The 26,334-nt window shown below is 47.0% G+C and carries 29 protein-coding genes and 1 pseudogene; 24 read left to right on the top strand and 6 right to left on the bottom strand.

The features are described 5' to 3' along the window. Nucleotides 1-215: 215 nt before the first annotated feature. Nucleotides 216-644 carry a plasmid mobilization protein gene (locus QGT73_RS12385; protein ID WP_123486089.1) on the bottom strand — a complete coding sequence of 143 codons (429 nt, stop codon included), beginning with the start codon at nt 642-644 and terminating at the stop codon, nt 216-218. A 1,075-nt stretch (nt 645-1,719) separates the two neighbouring features. Here QGT73_RS12385 and QGT73_RS12390 point away from each other — a divergent pair. From QGT73_RS12390 to QGT73_RS12500, 23 genes and pseudogenes are all read left to right on the top strand, one after another. Beyond that, entirely contained in the window at nt 1,720-2,481 is a 762-nt protein-coding gene (locus QGT73_RS12390) for a ParA family protein (RefSeq protein ID WP_280122601.1), read from the top strand. A gap of 5 nt (nt 2,482-2,486) precedes the next feature. Next, the gene (locus QGT73_RS12395) at nt 2,487-2,966 is read left to right on the top strand and encodes a DUF3408 domain-containing protein (protein WP_280122602.1); all 480 of its coding nucleotides are present in this window, start codon (nt 2,487-2,489) and stop codon (nt 2,964-2,966) included. 16 nt (nt 2,967-2,982) lie between these two features. Next, complete coding sequence (locus QGT73_RS12400; protein ID WP_280122603.1) at nt 2,983-3,300, top strand: DUF3408 domain-containing protein; 318 nt, start codon at nt 2,983-2,985, stop codon at nt 3,298-3,300. Between the two features lie 119 nt (nt 3,301-3,419). Beyond that, nucleotides 3,420-4,076 (top strand): hypothetical protein, encoded by a 657-nt coding sequence (locus tag QGT73_RS12405; RefSeq protein ID WP_280122604.1) that lies wholly within the window; start codon nt 3,420-3,422, stop codon nt 4,074-4,076. After that, nucleotides 4,063-4,887 carry a hypothetical protein gene (locus QGT73_RS12410; protein WP_123486084.1) on the top strand — a complete coding sequence of 275 codons (825 nt, stop codon included), beginning with the start codon at nt 4,063-4,065 and terminating at the stop codon, nt 4,885-4,887. Before QGT73_RS12405 ends, QGT73_RS12410 begins: the two co-directional genes overlap by 14 nt. Before the next feature lie 229 nt (nt 4,888-5,116). Continuing rightward, the gene (locus QGT73_RS12415; RefSeq protein WP_123486140.1) at nt 5,117-5,398 is read left to right on the top strand and encodes a DUF4134 domain-containing protein; all 282 of its coding nucleotides are present in this window, start codon (nt 5,117-5,119) and stop codon (nt 5,396-5,398) included. 9 nt (nt 5,399-5,407) lie between these two features. Next, nucleotides 5,408-5,728, top strand: coding sequence for a DUF4133 domain-containing protein (locus QGT73_RS12420; protein ID WP_123486083.1), 321 nt, complete (start codon nt 5,408-5,410; stop codon nt 5,726-5,728). Next, a complete protein-coding gene (locus QGT73_RS12425; RefSeq protein ID WP_280122605.1) occupies nt 5,725-8,232 on the top strand; it encodes a TraG family conjugative transposon ATPase in 2,508 nt (835 codons plus the stop codon). Before QGT73_RS12420 ends, QGT73_RS12425 begins: the two co-directional genes overlap by 4 nt. Continuing rightward, the gene (locus QGT73_RS12430) at nt 8,229-8,417 is read left to right on the top strand and encodes a hypothetical protein (protein ID WP_123486081.1); all 189 of its coding nucleotides are present in this window, start codon (nt 8,229-8,231) and stop codon (nt 8,415-8,417) included. The genes QGT73_RS12425 and QGT73_RS12430 overlap by 4 nt, the downstream gene beginning before the upstream one ends. Then, nucleotides 8,414-8,560: a hypothetical protein gene (locus QGT73_RS12435; protein WP_160631262.1), complete on the top strand. Its 147-nt coding sequence runs from the start codon at nt 8,414-8,416 to the stop codon at nt 8,558-8,560. Before QGT73_RS12430 ends, QGT73_RS12435 begins: the two co-directional genes overlap by 4 nt. A gap of 20 nt (nt 8,561-8,580) precedes the next feature. Next, nucleotides 8,581-8,940: a hypothetical protein gene (locus QGT73_RS12440; protein WP_123486080.1), complete on the top strand. Its 360-nt coding sequence runs from the start codon at nt 8,581-8,583 to the stop codon at nt 8,938-8,940. A 14-nt stretch (nt 8,941-8,954) separates the two neighbouring features. Continuing rightward, entirely contained in the window at nt 8,955-9,593 is a 639-nt protein-coding gene (locus QGT73_RS12445) for a DUF4141 domain-containing protein (protein WP_123486079.1), read from the top strand. Between the two features lie 15 nt (nt 9,594-9,608). Next, on the top strand, nt 9,609-10,607 hold the full coding sequence (traJ, locus tag QGT73_RS12450; RefSeq protein WP_123486139.1) for a conjugative transposon protein TraJ: 999 nt from the start codon (nt 9,609-9,611) through the stop codon (nt 10,605-10,607). Nucleotides 10,608-10,614: 7 nt separating this feature from the next. Further along, on the top strand, nt 10,615-11,250 hold the full coding sequence (traK, locus tag QGT73_RS12455; RefSeq protein ID WP_123486078.1) for a conjugative transposon protein TraK: 636 nt from the start codon (nt 10,615-10,617) through the stop codon (nt 11,248-11,250). Next, complete coding sequence (locus QGT73_RS12460) at nt 11,247-11,567, top strand: TraL conjugative transposon family protein (RefSeq protein WP_123486077.1); 321 nt, start codon at nt 11,247-11,249, stop codon at nt 11,565-11,567. The genes traK and QGT73_RS12460 overlap by 4 nt, the downstream gene beginning before the upstream one ends. Beyond that, nucleotides 11,551-12,741: a conjugative transposon protein TraM gene (gene traM, locus QGT73_RS12465; RefSeq protein WP_160631264.1), complete on the top strand. Its 1,191-nt coding sequence runs from the start codon at nt 11,551-11,553 to the stop codon at nt 12,739-12,741. The genes QGT73_RS12460 and traM overlap by 17 nt, the downstream gene beginning before the upstream one ends. Nucleotides 12,742-12,927: 186 nt before the next feature. Further along, nucleotides 12,928-13,779: pseudogene (gene traN, locus QGT73_RS12470) on the top strand (conjugative transposon protein TraN); the annotation flags it as partial. 12 nt (nt 13,780-13,791) lie between these two features. Further along, nucleotides 13,792-14,379: a conjugal transfer protein TraO gene (locus QGT73_RS12475; protein ID WP_135939105.1), complete on the top strand. Its 588-nt coding sequence runs from the start codon at nt 13,792-13,794 to the stop codon at nt 14,377-14,379. 3 nt (nt 14,380-14,382) lie between these two features. Then, a complete protein-coding gene (locus QGT73_RS12480) occupies nt 14,383-15,075 on the top strand; it encodes a hypothetical protein (RefSeq protein WP_123486074.1) in 693 nt (230 codons plus the stop codon). After that, nucleotides 15,072-15,944 carry a toprim domain-containing protein gene (locus tag QGT73_RS12485; protein ID WP_123486073.1) on the top strand — a complete coding sequence of 291 codons (873 nt, stop codon included), beginning with the start codon at nt 15,072-15,074 and terminating at the stop codon, nt 15,942-15,944. The genes QGT73_RS12480 and QGT73_RS12485 overlap by 4 nt, the downstream gene beginning before the upstream one ends. 6 nt (nt 15,945-15,950) lie before the next feature. Continuing rightward, nucleotides 15,951-16,487 carry a DUF3872 domain-containing protein gene (locus QGT73_RS12490; RefSeq protein ID WP_135939103.1) on the top strand — a complete coding sequence of 179 codons (537 nt, stop codon included), beginning with the start codon at nt 15,951-15,953 and terminating at the stop codon, nt 16,485-16,487. Then, nucleotides 16,484-16,981, top strand: coding sequence for a glycoside hydrolase family protein (locus tag QGT73_RS12495; protein WP_123486512.1), 498 nt, complete (start codon nt 16,484-16,486; stop codon nt 16,979-16,981). Before QGT73_RS12490 ends, QGT73_RS12495 begins: the two co-directional genes overlap by 4 nt. A gap of 40 nt (nt 16,982-17,021) precedes the next feature. Next, on the top strand, nt 17,022-18,248 hold the full coding sequence (locus QGT73_RS12500) for a restriction endonuclease subunit S (RefSeq protein ID WP_280122606.1): 1,227 nt from the start codon (nt 17,022-17,024) through the stop codon (nt 18,246-18,248). On the opposite strand, the gene QGT73_RS12505 is transcribed toward QGT73_RS12500, so the two are convergent. After that, the gene (locus tag QGT73_RS12505) at nt 18,232-18,750 is read right to left on the bottom strand and encodes a restriction endonuclease subunit S (RefSeq protein ID WP_280122607.1); all 519 of its coding nucleotides are present in this window, start codon (nt 18,748-18,750) and stop codon (nt 18,232-18,234) included. The genes QGT73_RS12500 and QGT73_RS12505 overlap by 17 nt on opposite strands. 74 nt (nt 18,751-18,824) lie before the next feature. On the opposite strand from QGT73_RS12505, the gene QGT73_RS12510 reads away from it, so the two are divergent. Beyond that, the gene (locus tag QGT73_RS12510) at nt 18,825-19,628 is read left to right on the top strand and encodes a tyrosine-type recombinase/integrase (RefSeq protein ID WP_123486515.1); all 804 of its coding nucleotides are present in this window, start codon (nt 18,825-18,827) and stop codon (nt 19,626-19,628) included. 39 nt (nt 19,629-19,667) lie between these two features. Here the strand turns inward: QGT73_RS12510 and QGT73_RS12515 are convergent, their stop codons facing one another. Genes QGT73_RS12515 through QGT73_RS12530 form a run of 4 tightly spaced genes read right to left on the bottom strand, consistent with a single transcriptional unit; the run spans nt 19,668 to nt 26,097 of the window. After that, nucleotides 19,668-21,092, bottom strand: coding sequence for a restriction endonuclease subunit S (locus QGT73_RS12515; RefSeq protein WP_280122608.1), 1,425 nt, complete (start codon nt 21,090-21,092; stop codon nt 19,668-19,670). 5 nt (nt 21,093-21,097) lie between these two features. Continuing rightward, on the bottom strand, nt 21,098-21,922 hold the full coding sequence (locus tag QGT73_RS12520; protein ID WP_107036520.1) for a GIY-YIG nuclease family protein: 825 nt from the start codon (nt 21,920-21,922) through the stop codon (nt 21,098-21,100). Nucleotides 21,923-21,925: 3 nt separating this feature from the next. Next, entirely contained in the window at nt 21,926-23,353 is a 1,428-nt protein-coding gene (locus QGT73_RS12525; RefSeq protein WP_123486517.1) for a type I restriction-modification system subunit M, read from the bottom strand. Nucleotides 23,354-23,367: 14 nt separating this feature from the next. Then, entirely contained in the window at nt 23,368-26,097 is a 2,730-nt protein-coding gene (locus QGT73_RS12530; RefSeq protein ID WP_123550478.1) for a type I restriction endonuclease subunit R, read from the bottom strand. Between the last annotated feature and the right edge of the window lie 237 nt (nt 26,098-26,334).

Genomic DNA, 26,334 nt, shown 5'->3' on the forward strand with positions numbered 1-26,334 from the left:
TAAGGATTTCTCCGCAGGGTAAGTCGGATGGGAATAGATAATATAACATAGTTAAACTTTGTTATTTGGTTGTTAACAACTGTTTGTTGGGGTGATTTTACCCCAATATGTTATTTGGAACACTTATCTAACCTCTTGCCAAAGAGGTATTTGTTATGCGACCATTACGGACGCACTCTCGCCGTTATATACCAGACTCCCGTAAAGAGAATTTCCTACTGAGATTTTTGCAACCATTGCTCGTCGAAGTCTTTGGCGAGAGCGACAATCTCACGGTTTAGCTTTACCAGTTTGATAGTCTCCTGCTCCAGTGCATAAAGGCATTTCAAGGCTTTCTTTTCGGTGAAATTCTCTTTCAATGTCTGCACCAATAGGTCGTAATCGTTCACAATCCGACGATACTGATTATTGAAATCGGAAAGGTTGCTGATGAAGATACGGCTGTTGTCATCAATATAATGTACCTTGAAAGTTTTTCCAAAGAGCTGCATTTTTATGAATGCCGAGAGAGATGCGATGCCGGTTTTTTCCTGCATTTCGAGTAATCTCGCCTGTTCCGATGCGGTAAAGTTTACCGAACAACGGAATGCTGTGGAGGGGTCGGCCTTCTTGTGCCGCCCTCCACGGTAGTTCACTTGTTTCATAAATTGGATGGAATTTAGTGGGTAAATAGAGATACTGCCCCGCAGGGAGACCTTCGGCGATTACGACTTTGGAGTAATCGCAAGCCCCATGCAATGGCAAGGCGGTTTATGCTGCAAAATGAGTTTCATGCAGCGTAAACCATACCTTGCAATGCACGTTTGTGCATCCTGTTCGATAGAAAAATCGTTGTGGGAATAATTACAATACTCCGGTCTCCGAAAACACATCTTTAATGAAAGATTTTCACAATGAAATCAGTCCGACCCATGACTGAATTGGATATGGAGCGTTGTAATTGAAGATCTGAAAAGCTTTATTTAAGCCCCGAAGGGAGCATCTCCTTTGTGAAAGTAATAACTGCATACTCGGAAAATTGTTCACTGCAAAATGCTGACATGCACGGACATGAACTATTTTTGGCTATGGATGAAAATCGGGAATGAAAATTAAACTTTTCTCAGACAGACAATGTTTCAAAACCGTGTTCGCAAGACTGAATGTCTGTCTGACTTTGTGAGCGGACATACAACTGAATGTTCGGCCGTTCATCGGTTCATCGGTTCAGACGTTCAGGCGTTCAGTTGAACAATGGTTCAGACGTTCAAGCGTTCAGTTGTTCAGACGTTCAACTGTTCAAGCGTTCAGACGTTCAGACGTTTTATCAGTTTATCAAACGAATTATTGATAATTCAACCATTCAATCGTATGAATGAAAAGTTGTTCAAATGACCGCTCATGAACTACTTTTGGCTATGGATGACAATCTGAATCAAATTATAAACTTTTTCGCAAACGGCTATGTTTCCCTAACAAACGCCCATCAAGCGAACAGCGCAAGTAAATCAAATACTTGAAGAGATTAGAAGCTCCGCATTTTTGGTGTATGGTATAGCGGTTCTGAAACTCTCGGAAAGAATAAATTGAAAGCGATTCCTTTTGCTACATCATTCCAAAGTTACGTTCTCCGACCCAATCGTGACGATGATGAGCCTGTCTGTCGGTAATCTTAGACCAAGGACACCCAATGGCACCGGCCCTGCAAATCACCATTTTATTTACCCTCAAATTCTTCAAATGAGCGACACCGTATTCGTCGCCTTTGCTTCCCAGAAGGGAGGCTCAGGCAAATCGACGCTGACGGCACTCGCGGCAAGCTACCTCTATTACCTTGACGGGGTGGACGTGCTTGTCATGGACTGTGACTCTCGTCAGCACACTCAAAAGGATTACAGGGATAACGACAAGCGCGTTACCAAGGAAAATCCTGCAATCAACAAAACATTCACTAAATTCTACACGAAATTCAACAAACGCCCCTACAAGATAATCTATTCTACTCCGGGAGCTGCTGTTGATGACGCGGAGGAATATGTAAGACAGAATCCTGAGGTCAAAGTGGTGCTCTTTGACATCACGGGAACCATCAATGACCTTGAGATTGTAAATCTCATATCGTCCATGCACTACCTGCTGGTTCCCATCTCCCCGGATACCGGTGACTTGAAAAGCTCTCTACGCTTTGCGGTCAATGTCAAGGAGCGGATGATCGACTCCGGAGACACCTCTATCAAAGACATGAAACTTGTCTGGAACAGAGTCCCCGGAAGGCAGAAGACGAAAATCTGCGAGCTGATTGACAACTACCTGTCGGAGTTCCAACTGTCGTCTCTGAAAACTGTCATGACTTATGCGACCAAGTATTTCAAGGACGGAGTCATAGCCGGTGCATCGCCGACAATTTTCCGCTCCACATTGCTCCCGGCGGACAGACGGCTGCTCAAAGACAGCAATCTCCCTGAGCTGATTAAGGAAATTCGTGAAGTAATCAAAATCTGAAATCTATGCCCAAAGATGAAAAGTCAAAATTTGATCCCCAGAAGTTCCTCGATGAGTACGAGGACAATCTCTCTCCGAGTATTGGCGGCAAGAAGGAGCCGCAAAGGGCGACTCCCAAGGTCAACACTCCGGAAGAGACATCAGCCGACACAGGTACATCCGCTGTCGAAGAGAGAACAACCGGTGGCAGGCGAGGAAGCCGCCGAAAAAACAAACCGACTGTAATCTCGCCTTTGAACGACAAGGAGGCTGATTACATAGAGACATTTCTTGTCGACAATGTCGATATTGGTTTCGGAAGATCCGGAAAACAAGTGCCGATTGATGTGGAATATCATTCACTGATTACGATACTCCGGGCTTTGCATGGAAATAATGTGACCATCGGAGGCATAATCAACAATATGCTGAAGGAACATTTTGACCTGCATGAAGCCGAGATAACCGGCCTTCTCAACAAGAACACCAAACTAAACAACCGCTAAATTCCCCCAAAAGAACATGAACAATCCAAGATTCTGCGACTTGAACGCCTGTGGTGTAAAGGTCGCCCAAGAGGTCGAATCCGGCCAACCCATAGATAAAGATATTGCCGCCTATCGCGCCAAATATCTCACCCCCTATACCGTAGGAGCAAGAAAAGGCATCTTCGTACCGAGGGAGCTGGTCGATAAACTGGCGAAGACGGTATCGCTTTTCGGCAATCCCGACCTTACAATCGGTGCTTTCGTGACAAATATCCTGATTACCCACCTCGTGGCAAATCGCGATGTCATCAATGAGCTGACTGAGCGTGGCGCAAAAACCGTTCTGGTATGAGTCCCTCGATATACGCTTACATATTCTATGGCTCGCTCTTGATAATGCCGATACTTCTATTTCTTATCTTCCTTGTACTCGACAGATGTCGGGTGTGGAGTAAGAAAACGGCAAAAGATATGGCGGAGGTAAAAGAACAATTTACTTATGGCGACGTAAAGAGGATTCTGTCATGTATATCTGAGCGTCTTGCTGATTTTAATGACAAGATTCTTCCCGATTTTCAGAAGGTTGTCATGTATGAAATCCAACAGACAATCAAGGAATGTGTGAAATGCAATGTTAAAAAGGATTATTCGGATATTGAGTTTTTGGAGCCGGTTGACGATTTGGCTCAATGCGAGAATCAAGACCCCGTGCCGTTTAATCTAGACGATTACCTTGCCAGAATGTCTGATGGACAAAGCAAACCAATTGGCTTTCAGGATTTGGATGAAGCATTCCAAGCGGCATTGGATGAGGGCAAGATTGAAGAAACGGTCAAGAAAGTGAGTAACGACAAGGTAGAGGATTACTCCGAGAAATTCCTTAAGCGGCCCGGTATCTGCCTCAACAATATCGGTGTCAAGCGCATTTCAATTCCCCCTCAGTTGTGGGATACCATTCAGTCACTGGCGTATGCCAATGCCAGCGGTAGCCAGAACATCGAGCCGCTTTCGATAAGTGCTGTCGCATTCAATATCCTCAATGACCACCTCAATTCCCATTCAGAGGAAATAAACATTTTGACTGAACGGGGAACTGAAAAAATGCTCAGAGGATATGACCGGTATTGAAATATTCTTCTGTGGCGGATTTCTGCTGACTGCGATTTTCTGTCTGCTGTTCTTGACCGGCGTCATCAAGCCTGTATCTCAAAAGCCAAGTGAAGAAAAGACTGAGGAGTTGCCTCCAAAAGAAGAAGCGGCATCCGACAACATTCACGTGGTGGCACCCAGCAAATTCAATGTAGACGAGTTTATGGCTCAAATTTCATCGGAAGTCATTTCCGATGTTCGGAAAGAACTTCCGACAATACTGAGGCAGGCTATTGGCGATGTCAGGATTTCGGATGTCAAATTTGAAGACGGCTTTGAAGATGACTCCGAACCCGATGAAGAGTTTGTCCCAAGAAAATTCAAGGCTCTGAACTCGGATGAAACCGATGACGCTTTCAGCACTGATTTGCGAAACATTGATGACACGCCTCCTTCAGAGCCTGTTGCAACCGGAACTTCTATGGATGAATTGGAAAAAGCTATGGATGTAGCTATGGATAATAAATCATCAGAGGAAGAGCTGGCCGAGGCCGGTAAGGTTATTGAGCCTTTTACTGTGACGAAACTCTTCGACGCGATAACGACCAACGAGGAAATAGACCGTCGGATAGAACTCTGTCTTACACTCGCTCTTCGAGCGGAATTATCAATGAAACCCATTTCTTCCAAAGCCGATTCTAATAACGAGAAAAAAAAAGTTACACCAACTGAATCGGATAAGCAGACAACCCAGCTAAAGACTGAATCGGAAGAGAGGGCAAAACAATCAGGATATGATTTCAACAAATTGAATTCCGATGATTTCGATCTCGATGAGTTCGTAGGATAATTCCTCCATTCACTGAATCCATGTCTCTCTGAGACTCCACTAAATTCCACGTCCGAAAGGGCAAAATTCCCAACCCCAATTTATCAACCCGAAGTGTGGCTGCTCCCGTCCGTGGAGCGGTCGGGGCTGTCCATGCTTCAAAAACTGAAACAAAAACATGAAAATGACTATCAAGAATCTCAACAAGACTATCTGTAAACTCGTCGGAAGCCGTGGCTTCCAGTTCGCCATGCTTTTTGTCATGGCACTTGCAACGGGCATACGTGCATACGCCGCAGGTAACGGCCTCAGCGGTATCAACGAGGCTACCTCTATGGTTACCAGTTATTTTGACCCCGGCACCAAGCTCATCTACGCCATCGGTGCCGTGGTGGGTCTCATCGGCGGCATCAAGGTCTATTCCAAGTGGTCGTCGGGCGATCCCGACACCAGCAAGACCGCCGCGTCATGGTTCGGTGCCTGTATCTTTCTCATCGTGGCAGCCACAATCCTCCGCTCGTTCTTCCTCTAATTCGACGACATGGCCGAGTATGCTATCAACAAAGGTATAGGACGGTCGGTGGAGTACAAGGGACTGAAGGCGCAGTATCTGTTCATTTTCGCCGGCGGGCTTCTCGCCCTGTTCGTGGTGTTCGTCATCATGTATATCGCCGGAGTATCCCAATGGATATGTATCGGATTCGGCGTTACTGCCGCCTCAGCCCTTGTCTGGCTCACCTTCCATCTCAACGCCAAGTATGGGCAATACGGTCTGATGAAGTTAGCTGCTGTCAAATACCATCCCCGCTATATCATCAACCGTCCGCGCCTTAACCGACTGATTAAAGGAAGAACAAAATGAGAAACACGCTAAAAGCCACAACACTGGAATCGAAACTGCCCTTGTTGGCAGTGGAACATGGCTGCATCATCAGCAAAGACGCCGACATTACGGTTGCCTTTGAGGTCTGCCTACCGGAGCTTTTCACCGTTACTTCTGCCGAATATGAGGCGATGCACGGAGCATGGTGCAAGGCAATCAAGGTTCTGCCTCACTTCTCGGTGCTTCATAAGCAGGACTGGTTTGTGTCGGAGCGATATAAGCCGGAACTCCAGAAGGATGATTTATCCTTTTTGGACAGGAGCTTTGAGCGTCATTTCAACGAGCGTCCGTATCTCGCCCACAAGTGTTATCTGTTCCTGACAAAGACCACGAAGGAAAGGGCGCGTCAGCAGAGCAACTTTTCGACGCTCTGCCGAGGCAGGATAACCCCGAAGGAACTCAATCACGAGATGGTTGTCAAGTTCATGGAGTCTGTTGAGCAGTTCGAGCGTATCATCAACGATACCGGCTATATCAGGCTGCGCCGTCTTTCCGATGATGAACTTGTCGGTACAGAAAAGTCTTCCGGTCTTATTGAGAAATATATGTCGCTCTCTATGGAGGATGTTACCTGTCTGGAGGACATAGACCTTTCGGCACAGCAGATGAGAATCGGCGACAAGATGCTCTGTCTGCATACACTGTCAGACACGGAAGATCTGCCCGCAAAGGTCAGCACTGACAACCGGTACGAGCGTCTATCGACTGACCGAAGCGACAGCCGCCTCTCGTTTGCAAGTCCCGTCGGATTGTTGTTGCCATGCAACCACATCTACAACCAGTATATCCTGATTGACGACCATGACGAGAACTTAGTGAAGTTCGAGAAGACTGCCCGCAACATGAACAGTCTCTCACGGTATAGCCGTAGCAATGCCATTAACAAGGAGTGGATAGACCGCTATCTCAACGAGGCACATTCATACGGACTGACCTCAGTACGGGCCCATTTCAATGTCATGACATGGAGTGATGACACCGAGGAACTGCGGCGAGTCAAGAATGATGTCGGCGGCCAACTGGCGACAATGGGATGTATGCCACGGCATAACACTATTGACTGCCCGACACTGTTCTGGTCGGCGATGCCCGGCAACGAGGCTGATTTTCCTGCCGAGGAAAGTTTCTACACTTTCATCGAGCCTGCGGCCTGTTTCTTCACAGCGGAAACGAACTATCGTTCTTCGCTATCGCCCTTCGGAATAAAGATGGTCGATAGATTGACAGGTAAGCCTATCCATCTGGATATTAGCGACGAGCCTATGAAGCGCGGTATTACTACCAACCGCAACAAGTTCATACTTGGGCCGTCAGGTAGCGGAAAGTCGTTCTTTACCAACCATCTGGTGCGCCAGTATTATGAACAAGGTGCCCATGTGTTGCTGATTGATACGGGTAATTCATACGAAGGTCTTTGCAACCTTATCCACAACCGTACTCACGGTGAGGATGGAATCTACTACACCTACACAGAAGACAACCCCATATCTTTCAATCCGTTCTACACGGATGACGGTGTTTTCGATGTCGAGAAAAAGGACAGTATCAAGACGTTGCTCTTGACGCTCTGGAAGTCAGAGGACGACAGAGTAACAAAAACGGAGAGCGGTGAGCTTGGCTCGGCATTGTCAATGTTCCTTGACAAGATGCAAAACGACCCTGATATTGTTCCATGCTTCAACTCGTTCTACGAGTTCATGCGTGATGAATACCGTGCTGAAATGGCACAGCGTCCTATCCCTATCTATAAACAGGACTTCGATATAGATAATTTCCTGACTACGCTGCGCCAGTATTATCACGGCGGTCGTTTCGACTTCCTGCTCAATTCCAAAGAGAATATCGACCTGCTCAACAAGCGGTTTGTAGTCTTTGAAATTGATGCTATCCGCGACAATAAAGACCTTTTCCCTGTGGTAACGATTATCATCATGGAGGCTTTCATCAACAAGATGCGAAGGCTCAAAGGTATCCGCAAAGTACTTATCTGCGAGGAAGCATGGAAGGCACTTTCGACCGCTAACATGGCTGAATACATGAAGTATATGTTTAAGACGGTCAGAAAGTATTTCGGTGAGGCTGTGGTGGTTACGCAGGAGGTTGACGACATAATATCGTCGCCGATTGTCAAGGAAACCATCATCAACAACTCCGACTGCAAGATTCTCCTTGACCAGCGCAAGTACATGAACCGTTTCGACCAGATTCAGGAGCTGCTCGGTCTGACCGACAAGGAGAAGGCTCAGATACTCTCCATAAACATGGCTAACAATCCGAACCGCCTCTATAAAGAGGTGTGGATTGGTTTAGGCGGCACTCAATCCGCCGTCTATGCCACGGAGGTGTCGATGGAGGAATATCTCTGCTATACAACCGAGGAAACGGAGAAAGTGCAGGTGTTGAACAAAGCCCGGCAACTCGGTGGCAGCGTAGAGGCGGCAATTCGATTGCTCGCCAATGAAAGAAGGGAGGGTGCCATATGAAGATACCCAAATTCTTTCATCCGATTCTCGGAGTGCTGACAGGCTTTATTCTCTTCCTCGCCGGTATTGCAATTCTGACGATAGTCTTTGTCGGAATGGTCAAGGCCGCCAATTACGCCGCACCATACTTTGCGGAGTTCGTTAAAGGTTTCCATCTTCTAATCCACAGAATATTGTCGTTATGAAAATTGCAATAACTATCGTGAAGGTACTAATGGCAATCACTTTCGGACTGATAGCCGGACTTGCAGTCATGCTCCTGCTGCCGCTGCTGTTCACCTTCGCACTAATCAAAATTATAGGCGGCGCAGCCACCTCAATCCGTTAACCACAAAACCAAAAGTAAAAATGTACGAAGAAATAAAAAAACTACGCCATTCATTATGGCTGACCACTGATGAGAAAATCCAGCTCATCTTCCAAGACAACAAAGGTCTTTCCATGGTAAAGGTACGTGAACGCGGAGATAACAGATCAGAGCACATGTACCTGCTGCTTCCCACTCTTGAAAGCGAAGTATTCGCTTTTGACACTCCCAATGGGCGATTCACCGTTGGCATTTCATCTACCGGCGAAGAACTGTTTCTCTCTCCAATCGGAGTATTCCTGTATCCCTATGGTCAAATCGGTTGCAAGCCGCAGACTATCAGCATCAACAATGCTGAGTCCCAGATGGTGAACAACAGTGCGACAGACATAATCAACTAAAATCCAAAGCAAAAATGAGACAACTGAAATATCTATTTCCACTTATCGCCCTGTGCCTTCTGTTAGGCACGGGCAGGGCAAACGCCCAATGGACGGTAATCGACCCGTCAAACATTGCCCAGTCTATCGTAAATTCCTCAAAATCACTCGTGCAGGAATCAACGACCGCCCAAAATATGATTAACAACTTCAAGGAGACGGTCAAGATTTACCAGCAGGCAAAGAAATATTACGATGCCCTGCAATCGGTGAACAACCTCGTCCGCGACGCCCGAAAGGTGCAGCAGACAGTCCTGATGCTCGGCGACATATCCGGTTATTACGTCAACAACTTCAAGAAGATGCTGACCGACCCCAATTTCACGAGTTCCGAACTATCGGCCATAGCCTCCGGCTACACCCGCATCCTCGAAGAAGCCAACGGCGTGCTGGGCGACTTGAAGCAGGTGGTCAACATCACGACGCTCAGTATGACCGACAAGGATCGCATGGATATCGTGGACAGTTGCCACAAGGAGATGAAGCGTCTGAAGAACCTGACGGCATATTATACAAACAAGAACATCTCTGTGTCGTATCTCCGCGCCAAGAAGAAAGCCGACACACAGCGTGTTGTGAACCTCTATGGTGACGGCTCCGAAAAATACTGGTAAGCCATGCTCTGCGCGATAGATTTTTCAAACCTCCACTCCATACTCCGGTCGCTCTACGACGAGATGATGCCTCTGTGCGGCGACATGGCTGGAGTGGCTCAGGGCATAGCCGGTCTCGGTGCCCTGTTCTATGTGGCTTACCGCATCTGGCAGTCGCTGGCGAGGGCCGAACCGATTGATGTGTTCCCGCTGCTCCGTCCCTTCGTCATCGGTTTCTGTATAATGTTCTTTCCCTCGGTGGTGCTTGGCACCATCAACTCGGTAATGTCGCCCATCGTTCAAGGTACCGCCTCGATGCTCGAAGGGCAGACCCTCGACATGAAGAAGTACCGGGAGGAAAAGGACAGGCTGGAATACGAACAGATGATGAACGACCCGTCCACTGCTTATCTCGTTGACGATGCAGAGTTTGACAGGCAGATTGATGAACTCGGTGTGACAGAGATTGGCACAGCCGCCGGAATGTATATCGAGAGAGGTATGTATAAGGTCAAGAAGGCTATCCAGAATTTCTTCCGCGAATTATTGGAAATGCTCTTTCAGGCTGCCTCGCTCACGATAGACACGATAAGGACATTCTTCCTGATAGTGCTGGCGATATTGGGACCGATAGCGTTTGCCATATCCGTCTGGGATGGTTTCCAGAACACCCTTGTCCAGTGGATATGCCGATACATTCAGACCTATCTATGGTTGCCTGTGGCTGATTTATTCTCCACAATCCTTGCCAAAATCCAAGTCCTGATGTTGCAGAATGACATTTCGGAGCTGGCGAATAACCCGAATGTTGATCTCGACGGGAGCAACACCGCTTACACGGTGTTCATGATCATCGGCATCATCGGATACTTCACGATTCCGACCGTCGCAGGCTGGATTATACAGGCCGGAGGCATGGGCAGCTACAACCGCTCGATCAACAACACCGCCATGACCGGAGGCTCATGGGCCGGCAGCATAGCCGGAGGAGTAGCGGGTAATGTCGCAGGTCGTGCCGGTAAACTCTTAAAATAGTATTCAAATGGAATTTAAGTCATTAAAAAACATCGAGACCTCCTTTCGGCAGATAAGGCTGTTCGGCATTGTTATGGTATCGCTCTGCGCCTTCATCGCAATCGGTGCCGTGGTGCTGTCGCTGAACTTCGCCGAGAAACAGAGGGAGAAAATCTATGTCCTTGACAACGGCAAGAGCCTGATGCTAGCCTTGTCGCAGGATATGGAGCAGAACCGCCCGGCAGAGGCACGGGAACACGTGCGACGCTTCCATGAGCTGTTCTTCACCCTGTCGCCCGACAAATCGGCGATTGAGCACAACATCAACCGCGCCATGTCGCTGGCCGACAGAAGTGCCTACAACTATTATTCCGACTATGTGGAGAAAGGCTACTACAACCGCATCATAGCCGGAAACATAACGCAGGTGCTTCAGGTGGACAGCATTGTCGCCGATTTCAACGACTACCCCTATCAGGTCAGAACCTACGCCCGGCAGATGATCATCCGCCAGAGCAACGTGACCGAAAGGTCGCTTATCACGAATTGTCGTCTGGTTAACACCGGCCGTTCCGACGATAACCCCAACGGATTCATGATCGAGGGTCTGACGATTCTGGAAAACAAAGATTTGATAACCACAAAACGAACATTGTCCCAATGAGTGTAAAACAGAAAATCCACAACCTCGTGTCGCCCTTATATAATAAGGTGTGGCACGGCCCGAAAGGGAAAATCAAAGAACGGGTGAAACAAGCCTGTGAAGATATGCCCCACAAGCAACGCCTAATGGTCGTTACCATTCTTTTATCGGCATTTATTCTTGTAGCCTTCTTCGTGTTCGGTCACTCCTGTTACAAGATGGGCGCCGGTCATGCTCGGCAGGCAATTGAGATAGAGCATATCCGACAACTTGAACTCCCGACCCAAAGTACCTCCGATGTCTCACCTAAAACGGTAGAAGATGAAACTGCTCGATGACCTCAAAGCGAAATTCGCCCCGAAAACTCCGGCAGAACGTGAGCGGTTGAAACGGATAACTGTCTATACGCTGCTGGTTCTCTCGTGCCTCGTATGCTTCTGGATTATCTTCGCTCCAAGCGGCGATGACGATGCCGTCAAGGGAAAGGCGAACATGGAACTTCCAGACCAGACTTCCGCAGGTATGCCCGACACCAAGCTGAAGGCATACGAACAGGAGGCGGCGCAGAAAGACAAGGCGCGTAATGACAGCACGATAAATGCCGTGACGCTACAACTCGACACCGTTACAGCTCCGGCGGAACCGACATTGCCCGATGAGATTCAGAACTCGGCTGCGGCATACCAACAGGCTCAGGCATCGTTGCAGGATTTCTATGTCCCGGAGTACAACGAATCGGCACAGGTAGCGAAGTTGCAGGCACGGCTCGATGAGCTGGAGATGCAGAACTCTATGGCACAGCAACAGTCGCAACAACCCAATGAAATGGAGTTGCTTGAAAGGTCGTATCAGTTGGCGGCGCAGTATATGGGTAATGGAAATGCTGGCAATGTCCCGCCTCCACAAGTCGATGAGAAAGGAAAGCGGAATGTCCAGCCGGTGCAGAATGTTACCCACAATGTCGTATCGACGTTGAGTGCCGCCACAAACGAGAGAGGCTTCAACACATCGGTCGGCATGAAAAGGTCGGTCGGCAAGAATACAATCGCCGCCGTCATTGCCGGCAACCAGTCCGTTACCAACGGGCAGTCAGTGAAGTTGAGAACCACCGAACCGATGTGGATAGGCAACAGGCTCATACCCCGTAACACCGTCCTTGTCGGTGCAGCGAGATTGCAGGACGAGCGTCTGGAGATTGAGATTTCCTCTATTGAGTGTCAAGGCTCAATTTATGATGTAGAACTGAAAGTCTATGATTCCGACGGTCAGGAGGGTATCAATATCCCCAACTCAATGGAGACTGACGCGCTGCACGAGATTGGCGCCAATATGGGGTCAACAATGGGCAGCTCAATAAATATCTCCACCGACGCCGGAGCGCAGATTGCATCCGATGTGGGTCGAGGCCTCATCAACGGTGTGAGCCAGTATCTCACAAAGAAGATGCGTACTGTCAAGGTGCATCTTAAATCTGGGTACAGGGTGATGCTTTACCAGCCCGAAAACAACTAAAACCACTTAAATCCAACGTAAATTTTTATGAAACTGAAAACAATTATTCTCTCAGCCATTGCCGTTATCGGCATGGCAACCCCCGCCTTTGCAAAAGACAAGGCACCCAAAAACACCGATAACAATGTGTCGTCTGATACTGAACAAGTCGCCGAACACGACATGAACGTGTACGGAGCCAACTACACCGACGGCGACAAGTTCGACGGTCTGACCCGAAAGGTCGGTTTCGACCGTATGATTCCGCCCCACGCACTGGAGGTCTGCTACGAGAAAACCACGCATATTATCTTCCCTGCGGAGATAATTTATGTGGACCTCGGAAACGAAAACCTTGTGGCAGGTCTCGCTGATGGAGCGAAGAATGTACTTCGCGTTAAATCAGCGTTTAAGCGTTTCAAAACCGAAACGAATCTGTCAGTAATCACCGATGATGGGAGCTACTACACGTTCAATGTCAAATTTGCGAAAGAGCCTCTGCTTCTGAGCATTGAGATGACCGATTTTCTCCATGACGGCGAGGCTGTCAATCGCCCAAATAACGCTCAGGAGATATATCTCGAAAAATTGGGCAGTGAGTCGCCGATGCTTGTCAAGCTGATTATGAAGTCAATCTACAAGCAGAACAAGCGCGAGATCAAGCATATCGGCTCAAAGCGTTTCGGGGTGCAGTTCCTCCTGAAATCCATTTACACCAACAACGGGATGCTCTACTTCCACACAGAGCTGAAGAACACCTCCAATATCGCTTTCGACATCGACTACGTATCGTTCAAGATTGTGGATAAGAAGGTTATCAAGCGAACCGCCATGCAGGAGCAGGTACTCGAACCGCTCCGCGCCCAGAATTACGTGACTGTGGTACACGGCAAGCAGTCGGAGCGTACGGTCTTCGCTTTGGAGAAATTCACCATCCCCGACGACAAGCAGCTCGTTATCGAGGTCGCCGAAAAGGAAGGCGGCCGCCATCAGTTCTTCGTGGTGGATAACGAGGACATCGTGAGGGCCAATGTAATCGACGAGTTATCAATTCAGTAAATACAGTATCCCATGAAGAAGATTTTTGCAATCTTCGCTGTGGCAGTGTTTTCCCTCCTCGGAGGGAAGGCATTTGCCCAGCGATGCCTCCCCGGAATGTCTGCGGTTGAAATAAAGGCGAACATGGCAGACGGTTTCTACACCGGAAAGTCCCGCGACTGCGGTTATGACCTCGGAGTAATCTATTCAGTATTCACAGGAAGTCATGGCAATACATGGTCTTTCGGTGGCGAGTATCTCCAGACCTTCAAGCCATACGGCGAGAAAGGTCGCATCCCGGTGGCTCAATTCACTGGCGAGGCTGGATATAATCTCCATATCCTCAGCGACTACTCGATGACATTCCACCTCTACGGCGGCATTTCCGCACTTGCCGGGTATGAGACAGTCAACTGGGGTAAGGATGTGCTGTCCGACGGCTCTACGCTACATGACGGCGACAACTTTATCTATGGCGGTGCGCTCAACTTGCAGGCGGAGTTTTATCTCTCGGATAAAGTAGCCCTGACCGCCAATGTCAAAGGCCGGTTTACTTTCGGAAGCGATGTTCAGATATACCATACAACCTATGGTGTCGGTGTCAAATTCATAATTGAATAGCCTATGAGATATACAAAAAATGACATCAGGAATATCCCGCTGACAGAGTTTATGGCCGCTCTCGGCGAAAAGCCTGTCAAGGCTTTCGGGGACATGAAACTATACTATGCTCCCCAGCGCGATGACTCCGAACCGATGTTAGTGGTAGATACCAATACAAACCGATGGTATGACCATGCCACAGACCAGAGTGGCGACATCATCGACCTCGCCGCCTTGAAGATGAACCCTAACCTCTACACGGATCCACGCGACTTCATCTTGAAGTATATGAATGAATATGAGCAAAGCAAGGAGCTTTCGGCAATGGCACGTCGTCCGCAGGAGCCGATAGTTATCAGCCTCGACATAAGGAAAGTGAAACTCACTGACTTTATGAAAGCTCTCGGTCAGGAACACCCGGTGGCGGCTGACGGTAATCTCCGTATTTACAATGCTCCCTACGATGACAAACTCGGTCCGACAATGGTAATCAACATCGAGACTAATCTCTGGCGTGATACCAAGTCCGGCGCATACGGCGGAATCTATGACCTCGCCTATGAGTTGACCGGCTCGTGTAATATGTCGGAACTTAACCGATATATCGCCTCTGAAATGTCGGCTTTGGATAAGACCAAAGACAAGGAACAGAAGATAGAGCCGCCCAAACAGGAACAGGAGCCTGACAAACCCAAACGGAGGATGCGCTTATGAACATTGATGACATCAAGAAAATCTCGCTTGTCGAGTTCCTCAATCAGTTGGGCTATCAGCCTACCGGACGCGACAGCAAAGGTCTATGGTTTTACTCCCCATGTCGAAGTGAGCGTAAGCCATCGTTCCACGTCAATCCCCGCAAAGATGTATGGTTCGATTTTGGCAGTGGTGCCGGAGGCGACATCTTCACTCTTGCCGGAGAACTGTGCAACTCCAGCGACTTCATCAGACAGGCGGAGTTCATCGCCGAGAAGATGCAGATGCCTATAGCAATGCCCTATAAGCCTGAGCCGTTCATCGAGCAACCGACCTTTGAAGATGTGAAAGTCTCAAAACTGGAATCTCCGGCATTGCTGAAATATCTTGCCGACAGAGGTATTCCCCGTAACATCGCCCAGCGGTGGTGTGTGCAGGTGGATTACCGACTTCACGGCAAAGACTACTATGCCATCGGTTTCGAGAACAACGCACATGGTTTTGAGCTTCGCAACTCCTTCTACAAGGGGTCATACCCACCCAAGCACATAACCCACATCGCCGATGGTAACACCCGGTGCAACGTGTTTGAAGGCTTCATTGACTTCCTTTCAGCGGAACGCCTCGGACTCAATGACGGTTCCGACTCGGTTGTTCTCAACTCCGTTGCCAATGTCGGCAAAGCCCTGACCATCTTCCCGGACTATTCCGTAATCGCCTGTTACCTCGATAACGACGAGGCTGGACGATCCGCCCTTGCCAGACTCCGCAGGGAGTTCGGCGATAAGATTATGGATAAGTCAGCTCTCTATCCCGACCACAAGGATCTCAACGACTACCTTGTGGCTACCCAACCCAAAATTTCTAACAACTCAAAATTAAAACTCTGAAAAACAATGAATACAATACTGAATAAAATCGGCGCAACCCGCGTCACTCCCGCCCGTTTCTTCGGCTTCTGGGCAATCCTCTTCACTCTCGTTCTCGCTCTCACTTCCTGCTCCGACGACCTCGACGTGCAGCAGTCCTATCCGTTCACGGTGGAAGTCATGCCATACGGCGACAAAATTACCAAAGGGCAGACCGTAGAACTGCGCTTCGAGATAAAGCCCGAAGGAAACTATGCCAACACCCTCTATACCATCCGCTACTTCCAGTATGACGGCGAAGGCACGCTCAAACTTGTTGACGGTCCCGTGCTGGTCAACAACGACCGCGTGCTCCTCGAAAGCAAGACCTTCCGCCTGAACTACACCGCCCAGTCTTCCGAGGCTCACAAATTCCTAATAGTCGTAGAAGATTCGTTCAATTCGACCCCGTGGCAGCAGACCTTCGAGTTCAACAGCAAAGACAGTGGTGACAATGACGGCGGCAAGACACCTGGCATCATCAACCCTGTCAATCCCGGAACCATAACACCCATCGGCTTATGAAAAAACTACTGATATTCCTCATGGCGTTAGTGACCCTCTCGGTCACTACGCCAGCCTTCGCCGCAAAGCGAAGCATAATGGATTTACCTCCATACGAGAGAGCAGTTCTAATCATCAAGCACCATGAAACCTTGCATGACTCCCGGAAACATTGGCCCTACCTCGGATATGGTCATAGAAAACTCCCCGGAGAAAAATACTTTCGTGGTTATAAGATGAATGAACGGGAGGCTGATGCGCTTCTGCGCAAAGACCTCAACAAGTTCATCGCACTTTTTGCCGGATTCAAACCGATGGATGCGCTCCTTTTAGGTGTGTTGTCATACAATATCGGTCCGGGGGCAGTTATGAAAAGTTCGGTCTTTCGTAAACTAAAAGCCGGTGACCGTAATATTTTCAAGTCATACACTGCCCACTGCAAATATAAAGGCAAATTCCATAAGGGTCTATATAAACGTCGCTGTCAGGAGTTTGCAGCTCTTTACGTCCCCTAAAATATATACAAATGGATATGACTCATTGAGTTGTATCCATTTGTTGTATTGTGATAAATCCCACTATCAGAACTTCACCCCGCCTTTCGACATCCCCGAATCATGGCAGTGGGTAAGATTAGGTGATTATGTTATAAATCGAGATGGCGAAAGAGTTCCAATCGCTTCGACGATAAGGAGCAAACAAAGTAATAAAATTTATGATTATTACGGAGCGGCAGGAGCCATTGATAAAGTGGATAACTACATCTTTGATGAACGTCTTTTATTGATTGGTGAAGATGGTGCTAATTTATTGAGCCGCACAAAGGATAATGCGTTCTTTGCGGATGGTAAGTATTGGGTTAATAATCACGCACATGTTTTAGATTCCAGTGATAAATTCCTTTTAGAATTTGTTGCCCTTTATATCAATACCATACCATTAGACGATTATATAACAGGCTCTGCACAGCCTAAACTATCGCAAGACAATCTGAATAATATACATTTGCCAATTCCCCCGATAGAAGAACAAAGGCGTATCTTAACAATGATAGAATCGTTGATGTCTATTATTTGTGAAATTAGGGAATCTAAACAGCAATTATCTCAGTCTATAGCATTAACGAAATCCAAGATCCTTGACCTCGCGATGCAGGGAAAGCTCGTGCCGCAAGACCCGGCGGACGAACCTGCCGCCGAGATGCTCCGTCGCGTCAATCCAAAGGCAAAGATAATAACGGATAACCCACATTATCCGCAATTGCCGGATAACTGGGTGCTGACCACCATTGATTCGGTCTGTGATTATGGCTATTCAGAGAATGTTAACGTTGATGAAATTGCCCTTTCTGAGTGGATACTTGAATTGGAAGATATCGAAAAAGATAGTGGGTGCGTTGTTGCTCAGAGGTCTAAGAAAGATAGAACAGTCAATGGAGTTCGACATAGATTCGTCAAGGGCGATGTTCTATACTCAAAACTCCGAACCTATCTCAACAAAGTATTGGTAGCTCCGACAGATGGTTATTGCACCACAGAGATAATCCCGGTAAAATCCTACGATTGTGTTATACCTGAATATCTCTGCGCATGGCTACGTTCGCCATTCTTTCTCTCTTATACTGCTGAATGTTGTTATGGAGTTAAGATGCCTCGATTAAGCACCACCGATGCTCGTAAAGGTATTATACCCATTCCTCCTATAAATGAACAGAAGCGTATCACTCAGAAATTAAGCAAAATTTCAGAATTATTATCAAATCTCTCTATTTCAATAGACTAACGATAATATTATCCAAACAATTAAACCACCCTTGAACACGTTCAATAATAGCACGCTGTGTGTTCAATGGTGGTATCGGGATATGTATATCCTCAACGATTGATTTTCCAACTCTTTGTTGGCCAACAACTCCATTAAAAGTTCCCGTACAACATTTAATGAAGTTATCTGACTTGAAGAATAGTAATGAGAACTCAGGAATCAATATTGTGCTTCTGAATATGAGCAGTTCTGTTGTTCCTGCGCCAATCCCATTTGGGAGATCTCGTAGAATCATAGATTTTCGATTCTCCAAACATGGTGATATTTTGGCTACCGCAATATCTCCGTCTGCAAAATGTGTGAATCCTGATTTTATTTCACCCCACTGTTTTACATCATAATGAAATTTGTTAGAGTAGCCGTCATGGATTGACGCCATCGGAACAAAGCCTGCTTGAATATTATCCGAAGCCTTGTTCTTCGGATTGATTTCAAATACATCTTTGATTCTGGTCAGCACCCAGTTATCCGGCAATTGCGGATAATGTGGGTTGCGTTATCTTATTATCATGTTCAACTTAAATTGAATGTGATATGATAACCAAGTACAAATCATTCCTTTCGCGCCAAGATTTGGCGGCGAACACTGTCCGCTCGTATGTGTGGACGGTGACACACTTCCTTGAAAAATACAAGGAGGTGACACGCGAGAATCTGCTCGCCTATAAAGGCTATCTGGTGGAGAACCACAAGCCTCAGACCGTCAACCTGCGCCTACAGGCCATCAACAAGTATCTGGAGTTTATCAGAAAGGAGAAACTCAAAATGCGCTTCGTAAAAGTGCAGCAGAAAAACTTTCTCGAAAACGTAATCAGCGATGCTGATTATAAATTCCTCAAAACCCGACTGAAACGAGACGGTCACACCTCATGGTATTTCGTGGTGTGGTTCCTTACAGCCACTGGAGCCCGCGTCAGTGAACTCCTGCAAATCAAAGCCGAGCACGTCCAGCAGGGCTATCTCGACATCTACTCCAAAGGTGGGAAATTACGTAGGCTTTACATTCCAAAGAGCCTCCGCGCCGAGGCATTAGTGTGGCTCAAAGAGCGAAACCTCGAATCGGGCTATATCTTCCTCAACCGTTTCGGCGAACGAATAACAGCCCGAGGCATAGCCCAGCAACTCAAACTGTTCGCCCAGAAGTATGGTATCAATACAGCAGTAGTCTATCCCCACTCATTCCGTCACCGCTTCGCCAAAAACTTCCTTGACCGCTTCAACGATCTTGCTCTGCTCGCTGATCTTATGGGTCATGAAAGCATTGAGACCACGCGCATCTACCTCCGCCGTACCGCTACCGAACAGCAAGCCATAGTTGACAAGATAGTCAACTGGTAACCAACTCCCTTTCACAAGCGTCTTTGCCCTCTTGACCATTCAAGATTGCAAAGACGCTTCTATCTGATCAAGAACGGAATATAGCTCCTCAATTTTTGCAACGATACGCTTCTGCTCATTATATGGCGGAAGAGGTATCGCTAATTGGTGCAATGATTTTGACGAAAATCCTTGTAAAGCAATTCCCTTACCTCCAATCAAATCCTTATCTTTATAATGCCTAAACACATGATAATAAAGTGGAATATGAATTTCATTGGCAATCGGGCGCAGTCTATGTAAATGATTTTGAATCATAATATTTCTATCAAGATTCCATATCGCTGCTCTACCAACATCACCACCTTCACAAACGAGTAAATCACCATGACGTACAGTACATTTTTCAAGTTCATTCTTCTTGAAAGGCATTTTCTTCAAATCATCAAGTTCAAACCTATTCCAATAAACATTGGAAGTTGTAATATACTCATACTCTATGCCATCGCGATTCGAGGAATTAAGTGCCTTTCCTGTGTTATGCTGAAAAATATCTCCGAGCTGACACCAAGTCCAGGTATTTGGAATGTTCCAAGAATGTGGGTTATCCGTTATTATCTTTGCCTTTGGATTGACGCGACGGAGCATCTCGGCGGCAGGCTCGTCCGCCGGGTCTTGCGGCACGAGTTTGCCCTGCATCGCAAGATCAAGGATCTTGGACTTCAGATTGGCAATACTTTCACTCAGATTTTTTTTACTTTGGTCGATACCATCTATAACACCTACGATAGAATGAAATGCTGAAATTATTCGACTTTGTTCTTCTTTTGGCGGTAAAGGTAAGATAAAGTCTAATAGCATCTTTTGCGTAATTTGATTGATAGCTGTAGAGTTAGATTCATCCAAATAGCTATTAAAATACGCAGAATCCAATAAAAGCTTTATCCACGGATTATAACAACTACGACATACAGCCATGAAAGCACCAAATGAAGTGGGACGTTCTAAATTTTCAATGATAACATTTTTCCCGACTAATCTTCTGCTGCCATTTCGAGCGCATATTAAAAGGTCTCCGTTGTTAAGATATTGTTTCTCAAGTATAGGGCAAGACACATAAACAATATCGTCCAAACAGATTTTGTTATCCCTGATATTATTAGAACGATAAACAGGGACACCATCATCTACGATGTCCTGAGGCGAGTATGTTAATCCAATATTCGATGATGCTATTTCATCTATTTTAACCCACTGCCATGATTCGGGGATGTCGAAAGGCGGGGTGAAGTTCTGATAGTGGGATTTATCGGTAGATTTTTTTGCTTTGGGGCGTTTGAGTTTGCCCTCGGCTATGAGACGTTCCTTCTCGGCGCGGATGCGGTCGAGAAGGACGGATGCCGGTTCGTCATTGGGGTCTTGTGGCAGGAGTTTACCACGGATGGCGAGGTCGAGTATGCGCTGGCGTAGTTTCTGAGTATCCATAATTGTCACTTATTACGATAAATCTCATCAAGGGTCTGTCCCTTATCGTTTTTCCATTCTACCCAGCCATTTGAGCTGCATCCTCCGCAAATGCTCGCAGCTGTACTTGGACTTGAAAATGAAATATCGGATGTCAAAACCGGGTTGCCATTTTCATTTGTCTGAGAGTAATCCTTGATAATCATTTCCCGTCTTTCGATGGTATGGCAAGAGTTTACAGTATCTTTGGATAATATACTCCCTCGCAATACAGTAAAGCCATTTCCATCATACACACCTTTTGCATTTGCGCCTCTACGCTTAAAATGGAAAACGGGTAGTTGATTAACCGAAGCTGTTTCAAAAATGCTTATCCCAATAAAAGATGTCAGGAATTTGATGTCCTCGAAGAACTCATCCATAGCATCTTTCTGATATTCCGGAAGGTTCGGTTCTTTCGGAGTCTGCTTGTTTTCCTGAAGACCATATCGGTTGATATTCTTTGCCTGTTGCACGGCAAGATATTCCAGATATTGCACATCTGTTTTGGTCATATCCGCATCTTTTGAAACGAATATAAGAGCTTTCTGCCAAAAGGTTTTCTTTTGGTCATGGTCTTTTACCCTCTCCCTGAAGTTTTCGGTTTCTCCAATATAAGCCTGCGGTTTTGCCATTTCATCTTCGCCAATAAGAATATAGAATGCCGGCTTGTGTAGTTTCTTCTGTTTGTCGAGATAGTCAAGATTTGAACGTGGCACGACAAACATCTGGCATATCTTATTGCTGATAAAAGCATAGCGGGTTCCTTTGGGATCTCCGTCCACGAGGTATGTAGTTACTGTCTTACCCATGGCTTATTCGTTGACTTCGTTAAGGTTAAGCTCGGAAAACAATTCCTTTAACTGAGCGACCGCAGAGGCTATGTTGTTGCTTTTTGTTTCAATGTCAGCCATTAGCTCGGCAAGGGTGCGGTCGTCGGTGTCCTCGATTTTCATCCATGTGATGTCAAGCGAGGTCTTGTCGCGTTTGAGCAGATCTTCAGCCGGATATTTGCGCCAGCGTCCGTTTGGTTCGGTCTCGGCGTTGTACGTTTCCGTTCGTGCCGAAATGTTGTCGGGATTATAACAGGACACGAAATCGTTAAGGTGGCGGCGTTCGAGCTTGTTGTTGGCGAGAGTATGTTTCACTCCGGTGCGGTAGTCGTAGAACCATACATCGCGTGTAGGCTCACCTTTGGTAAAGAACAGTACGTTTGCCTTAACTCCCTGAGCATAAAATATACCGGTGGGAAGACGCAGAATTGTGTGGAGATTGAAATCTGTCAGCAATTTGCGGCGTATCGCTTCGCCTGAACCCTCGAAAAGAACATTGTCAGGCAGCACGACAGCGGCACGACCGCCATTGCGGAGCGACATCATGATATGTTGCAGAAAGTTGAGCTGATTGTTCTTTGTCTCAGTGATGAAGTCATCGCGCTGAATATCGACCGAACCGGCAGGGCGTGTGCCGAACGGTGGATTTGCGAGTATGACATCAAAAAGTTTCTCGGGCTGCTTTTCGAGAGAGTCTGCACAAATGATAGGACTGCGGTCAGTGCCGATACCATGCAGATAGAGGTTCATTGAAGCGAGGGTGACAACAAGTGCGGTGTTATCAGTTCCGCTCAATGCCTCGTTTCGCAGAAACTCCCGTTTCTCCTTGTCCTGACTCTGATTTTTCATATAATCGAATGCGGCAAGGAGGAAGCCGCCGGTGCCACAAGCCGGGTCACAGACTGTTTCGGTTATTTTAGGGCGGGCGCAATCAACCATTGCCTTGATAAGGGGGCGAGGTGTAAAATATTGACCAGCACCGCTCTTCTTGTCCTGACCGTTACGTTCCAAAATGCTTTCGTAAATAGCACCCTTCACGTCGCCTTCGAGAAGCCAGTCTTCCTCATCTATCATCGTGATGACCTTTTTGAGATAGACCGGTTTGTCAATCTTGTTCTGAGCTTTTGTGAAGATTGTGCCGATAAGATTATCCTGACGACTCAAAAAATCGAGCGTTTCTTCATATTGCATTAGAAGGTCTGTTCCGTCGAGAGCAGTCAGTTCTTCCCACTGATACCCCTCCGGTATGGCCGATTCCTCGCCGAGTTCACGGTTCTCCTTATCCATTTTCAGAAAAAGGAGATATGTCAATTGAGTTATGTAGTCAGTAAAGCCTACACCCTGACCTGAAAGGGTCGTGGCGAGGGTCCATACTTTTTTTATGATTGATTGTTCTGTATTGTTTGCCATTGCCGAGTTAAATTTTAGGCTACATTTCTGTGATAGATTATGAATCCGGCGAGAGACAAAAGAGCCTTGTTCGCTTCTGTGAGATTGCCAAATGCTTTAACAAGCTGAGCCGCCTGAGATTTGTCTTCCTCTCTGATATCCTTTATAGTTACAGCTCCATTTGATGCTATATACCTTACAACCTGCTTGATGACCTCAATCTGCTTGTCGGAGATATTACGCTGAAGCTGACCGTACCAGAGGTTGAAATACTGGTTGGCCGACGAACAGAGCGAGTCGAGGCGGTCAATCTGACCGAGGGCATAACGCACAAGCTGGATTATATTTGTCAATGCCTCCTTCTCCTCTTGTGTTGAGCGTGGCTTTACCTTCTCGCGATTGAGAAGAGAATAACAATTCCAGAGTTGAGAGACATTGAACTGGGAGTTTGCCCTGCGAAGCTGGACTGAGAGGTCGCGAAGCATTGAATAGGTCAACGGTTCGCCGGAGTTATTATAGATTATGCGCAATGCTTCAATCTCATCAGCATGTGTCTTGCAGTAATCCTCAAATGCGGAAGTCGTTTCCTGTGCTTCCTCCATAGAGAATCCTTTGGATATAAGGGTATCCTCACCGGGCATCAAGGTTTTGATGAAACCTGCGTTGAGAGTAAGCAGAAGCTCACGCGCCTTCGGATTATTTGCCAACGGCGCAAACAGACCTTTACGATCTAAATTAGGCTCATTGACATTGCGATACGGAGGCAACGATGGAGACGTTTCGGGGTCGATTGCCTTGAACATCCTTTCCGAAAGATCGGCCATAGTTATGCCGTGGGTCAGTTCAGTAAATTCATTGCGCTGTCCCTCGGTAGATTTGGAAGAAATACGAGCCAATCGAGCTGCCAGAAGTTTGAAATAACCGTCAGGAAGTTCGCCGTGCGTCATACGTTCAAGGAGTTTCTTGAATGTTATTGTCTCGGTCGGGCCTTCATCTTCTCCGGGAGCCGGAACTGTCTTTTCAGATTCAGTAACGCCGACAGCATCCACCAGAAAGAAGCAGTCCTTGCTGAAAGCATTCGGGGTCACGTTTCGCAGCACATCATCACCGATGGTGCGTGTGCCTCGTCCCTTCATCTGGATATACAGTGGTTCTGAGCGGACATCACGCATGAAAATCAGGACTTCAAGCGGCTTTACATCCGTGCCGGTGGCAACGAGAGTACAGGTAACGGCAATGCGGAACTCCTTGTCGTTTCGGAAAGAGCGGATAAGAGCATCGCTGTCGCCGGAGGAATACGTTATTTTCTGTACGAACTTATCATCATCTTCCTTGCCGAACACCTCTTTGACAATCTTGACAATGTTGTTGGCATGAGCCTCGTTAAGGGCGAAAATCAGTGTCTTGGGAAGATAGTCAAAATTAGGTTCTCGCTGCGGCTCAATAAACAATTCAGAATAAACGGCATCCTTAAACGTCTGGAGAATAAGCTTAATCTGTGCCGGATTGATAATGGAGCGGTTCAGTTCCTCCTTTGTATAGTTCTGCGATTCGCGGTTGGTGATAGTCTCTACCTTTCCCGTGTAGCGCGTCACCTGACGCAGTTTGTCGCCGACACGGATCGCTCCTCCGTTTTCGGTTTCCTGAGTCTTGATGCGATAGATTCTTGCGCCTACATTGACACCATCGACTATTGACTTTTCAAGAGTGTAGTTGACAACGATATTGTTGTTGAAGAATGCCTTGGTTTCGGGCACGGGGGTTGCTGTCAGGCCAATCAACCGTGCGGTATTGAAATATTCCAGCACTTTCTTCCAGTTGCCATAAATCGACCTGTGACATTCGTCTATAACGATTAGGTCGAAATAATCCTGCGGCAAAGCCGGATTCGGAGGAAGGACTATTTCTTCATTGGTGCCGGATTCTTCGTCATCGTCATTGTCGGTCGTAATCGGCTCACCTTTCAGGAAAGCAAAAAGTCGCTGAATGGTAGAGATTACAACATTGGCATCTTTTGGTATGACCGCAGATTTAAGGCGGGACACACCAAAGATTGTATTAAACGGGTCTCCCGTCTCCGTCAATCGGTAAGTGCCAAATTCTCCTTCAGCCTGTTTACCAAGGTTATTACGGTCAACGAGGAAAAGCACTCTGCGCATTTTGGCATAATTCAAAAAGCGATAGGCTGCGGTAACGGCAGTATATGTCTTTCCTGCTCCTGTTGCCAATACCATAAGAGCGCGATTCTGACCGGTGCGGAACGATTTTTCAAGTTCGGTAACTGCTTCAAACTGACAGTCACGCAATCCGCGTTTCTTCACCACCGGGAGACCTGCAAACTGGTCTTCGATGCCAAGCATCTTGACTATCTCTTTGGGAGAGTGGATGCGGTTTATCTCATCGTAGGCAGCATCCTCCTTTTCTTGATTTTTGAAAAGTACTGATTCGCCGTTTGACAGATAAACGAGAGGCAAGGGATTAGAATGGGTCTGGTAACAGCAGGGGACGGCACGAGTGTAGTGCTCGGCTTGTTCTGCCACGTAATCAGCAGTTATATCCACCTCTTTGCGTTTGGCTTCAAGCACACCAACCGCTTTCCCGTTTATAAAGAGGAAATAGTCGGCTTCAAGATTATTCTCAAGCAATCCCTCCCGTATGGCAACAGCAGTTGATGCCGGGGTATAATGGTCGCGGTCGGTGACCTCCCAACCTGCATCCTCAAACCAGCGGTCAATCTTGACTCTTGCTTTTTCTTCCGGTGTCATGTTCCTATATCTTTATATTATCGGAAGTTGTAGTTCAAAAAAAACAATCGCATATCACTATTCTCCATAGTTTAACTCCGGCTCTGATGCAATGGCTGAATCATTTGGATTCAAAAGCGTGCGAACATCAATACAATGATTCGGTAAAAATTACAGAAGTAGTTGAAACTTAAGTTAATATAACGAATTATCAAATACAAATGAATCGCCAAATCGTTCATTATAAAAAAACTTAGC

The sequence above is a fragment of the Duncaniella muricolitica genome (assembly GCF_910574735.1).
Lineage (GTDB): Bacteria > Bacteroidota > Bacteroidia > Bacteroidales > Muribaculaceae > Duncaniella > Duncaniella muricolitica.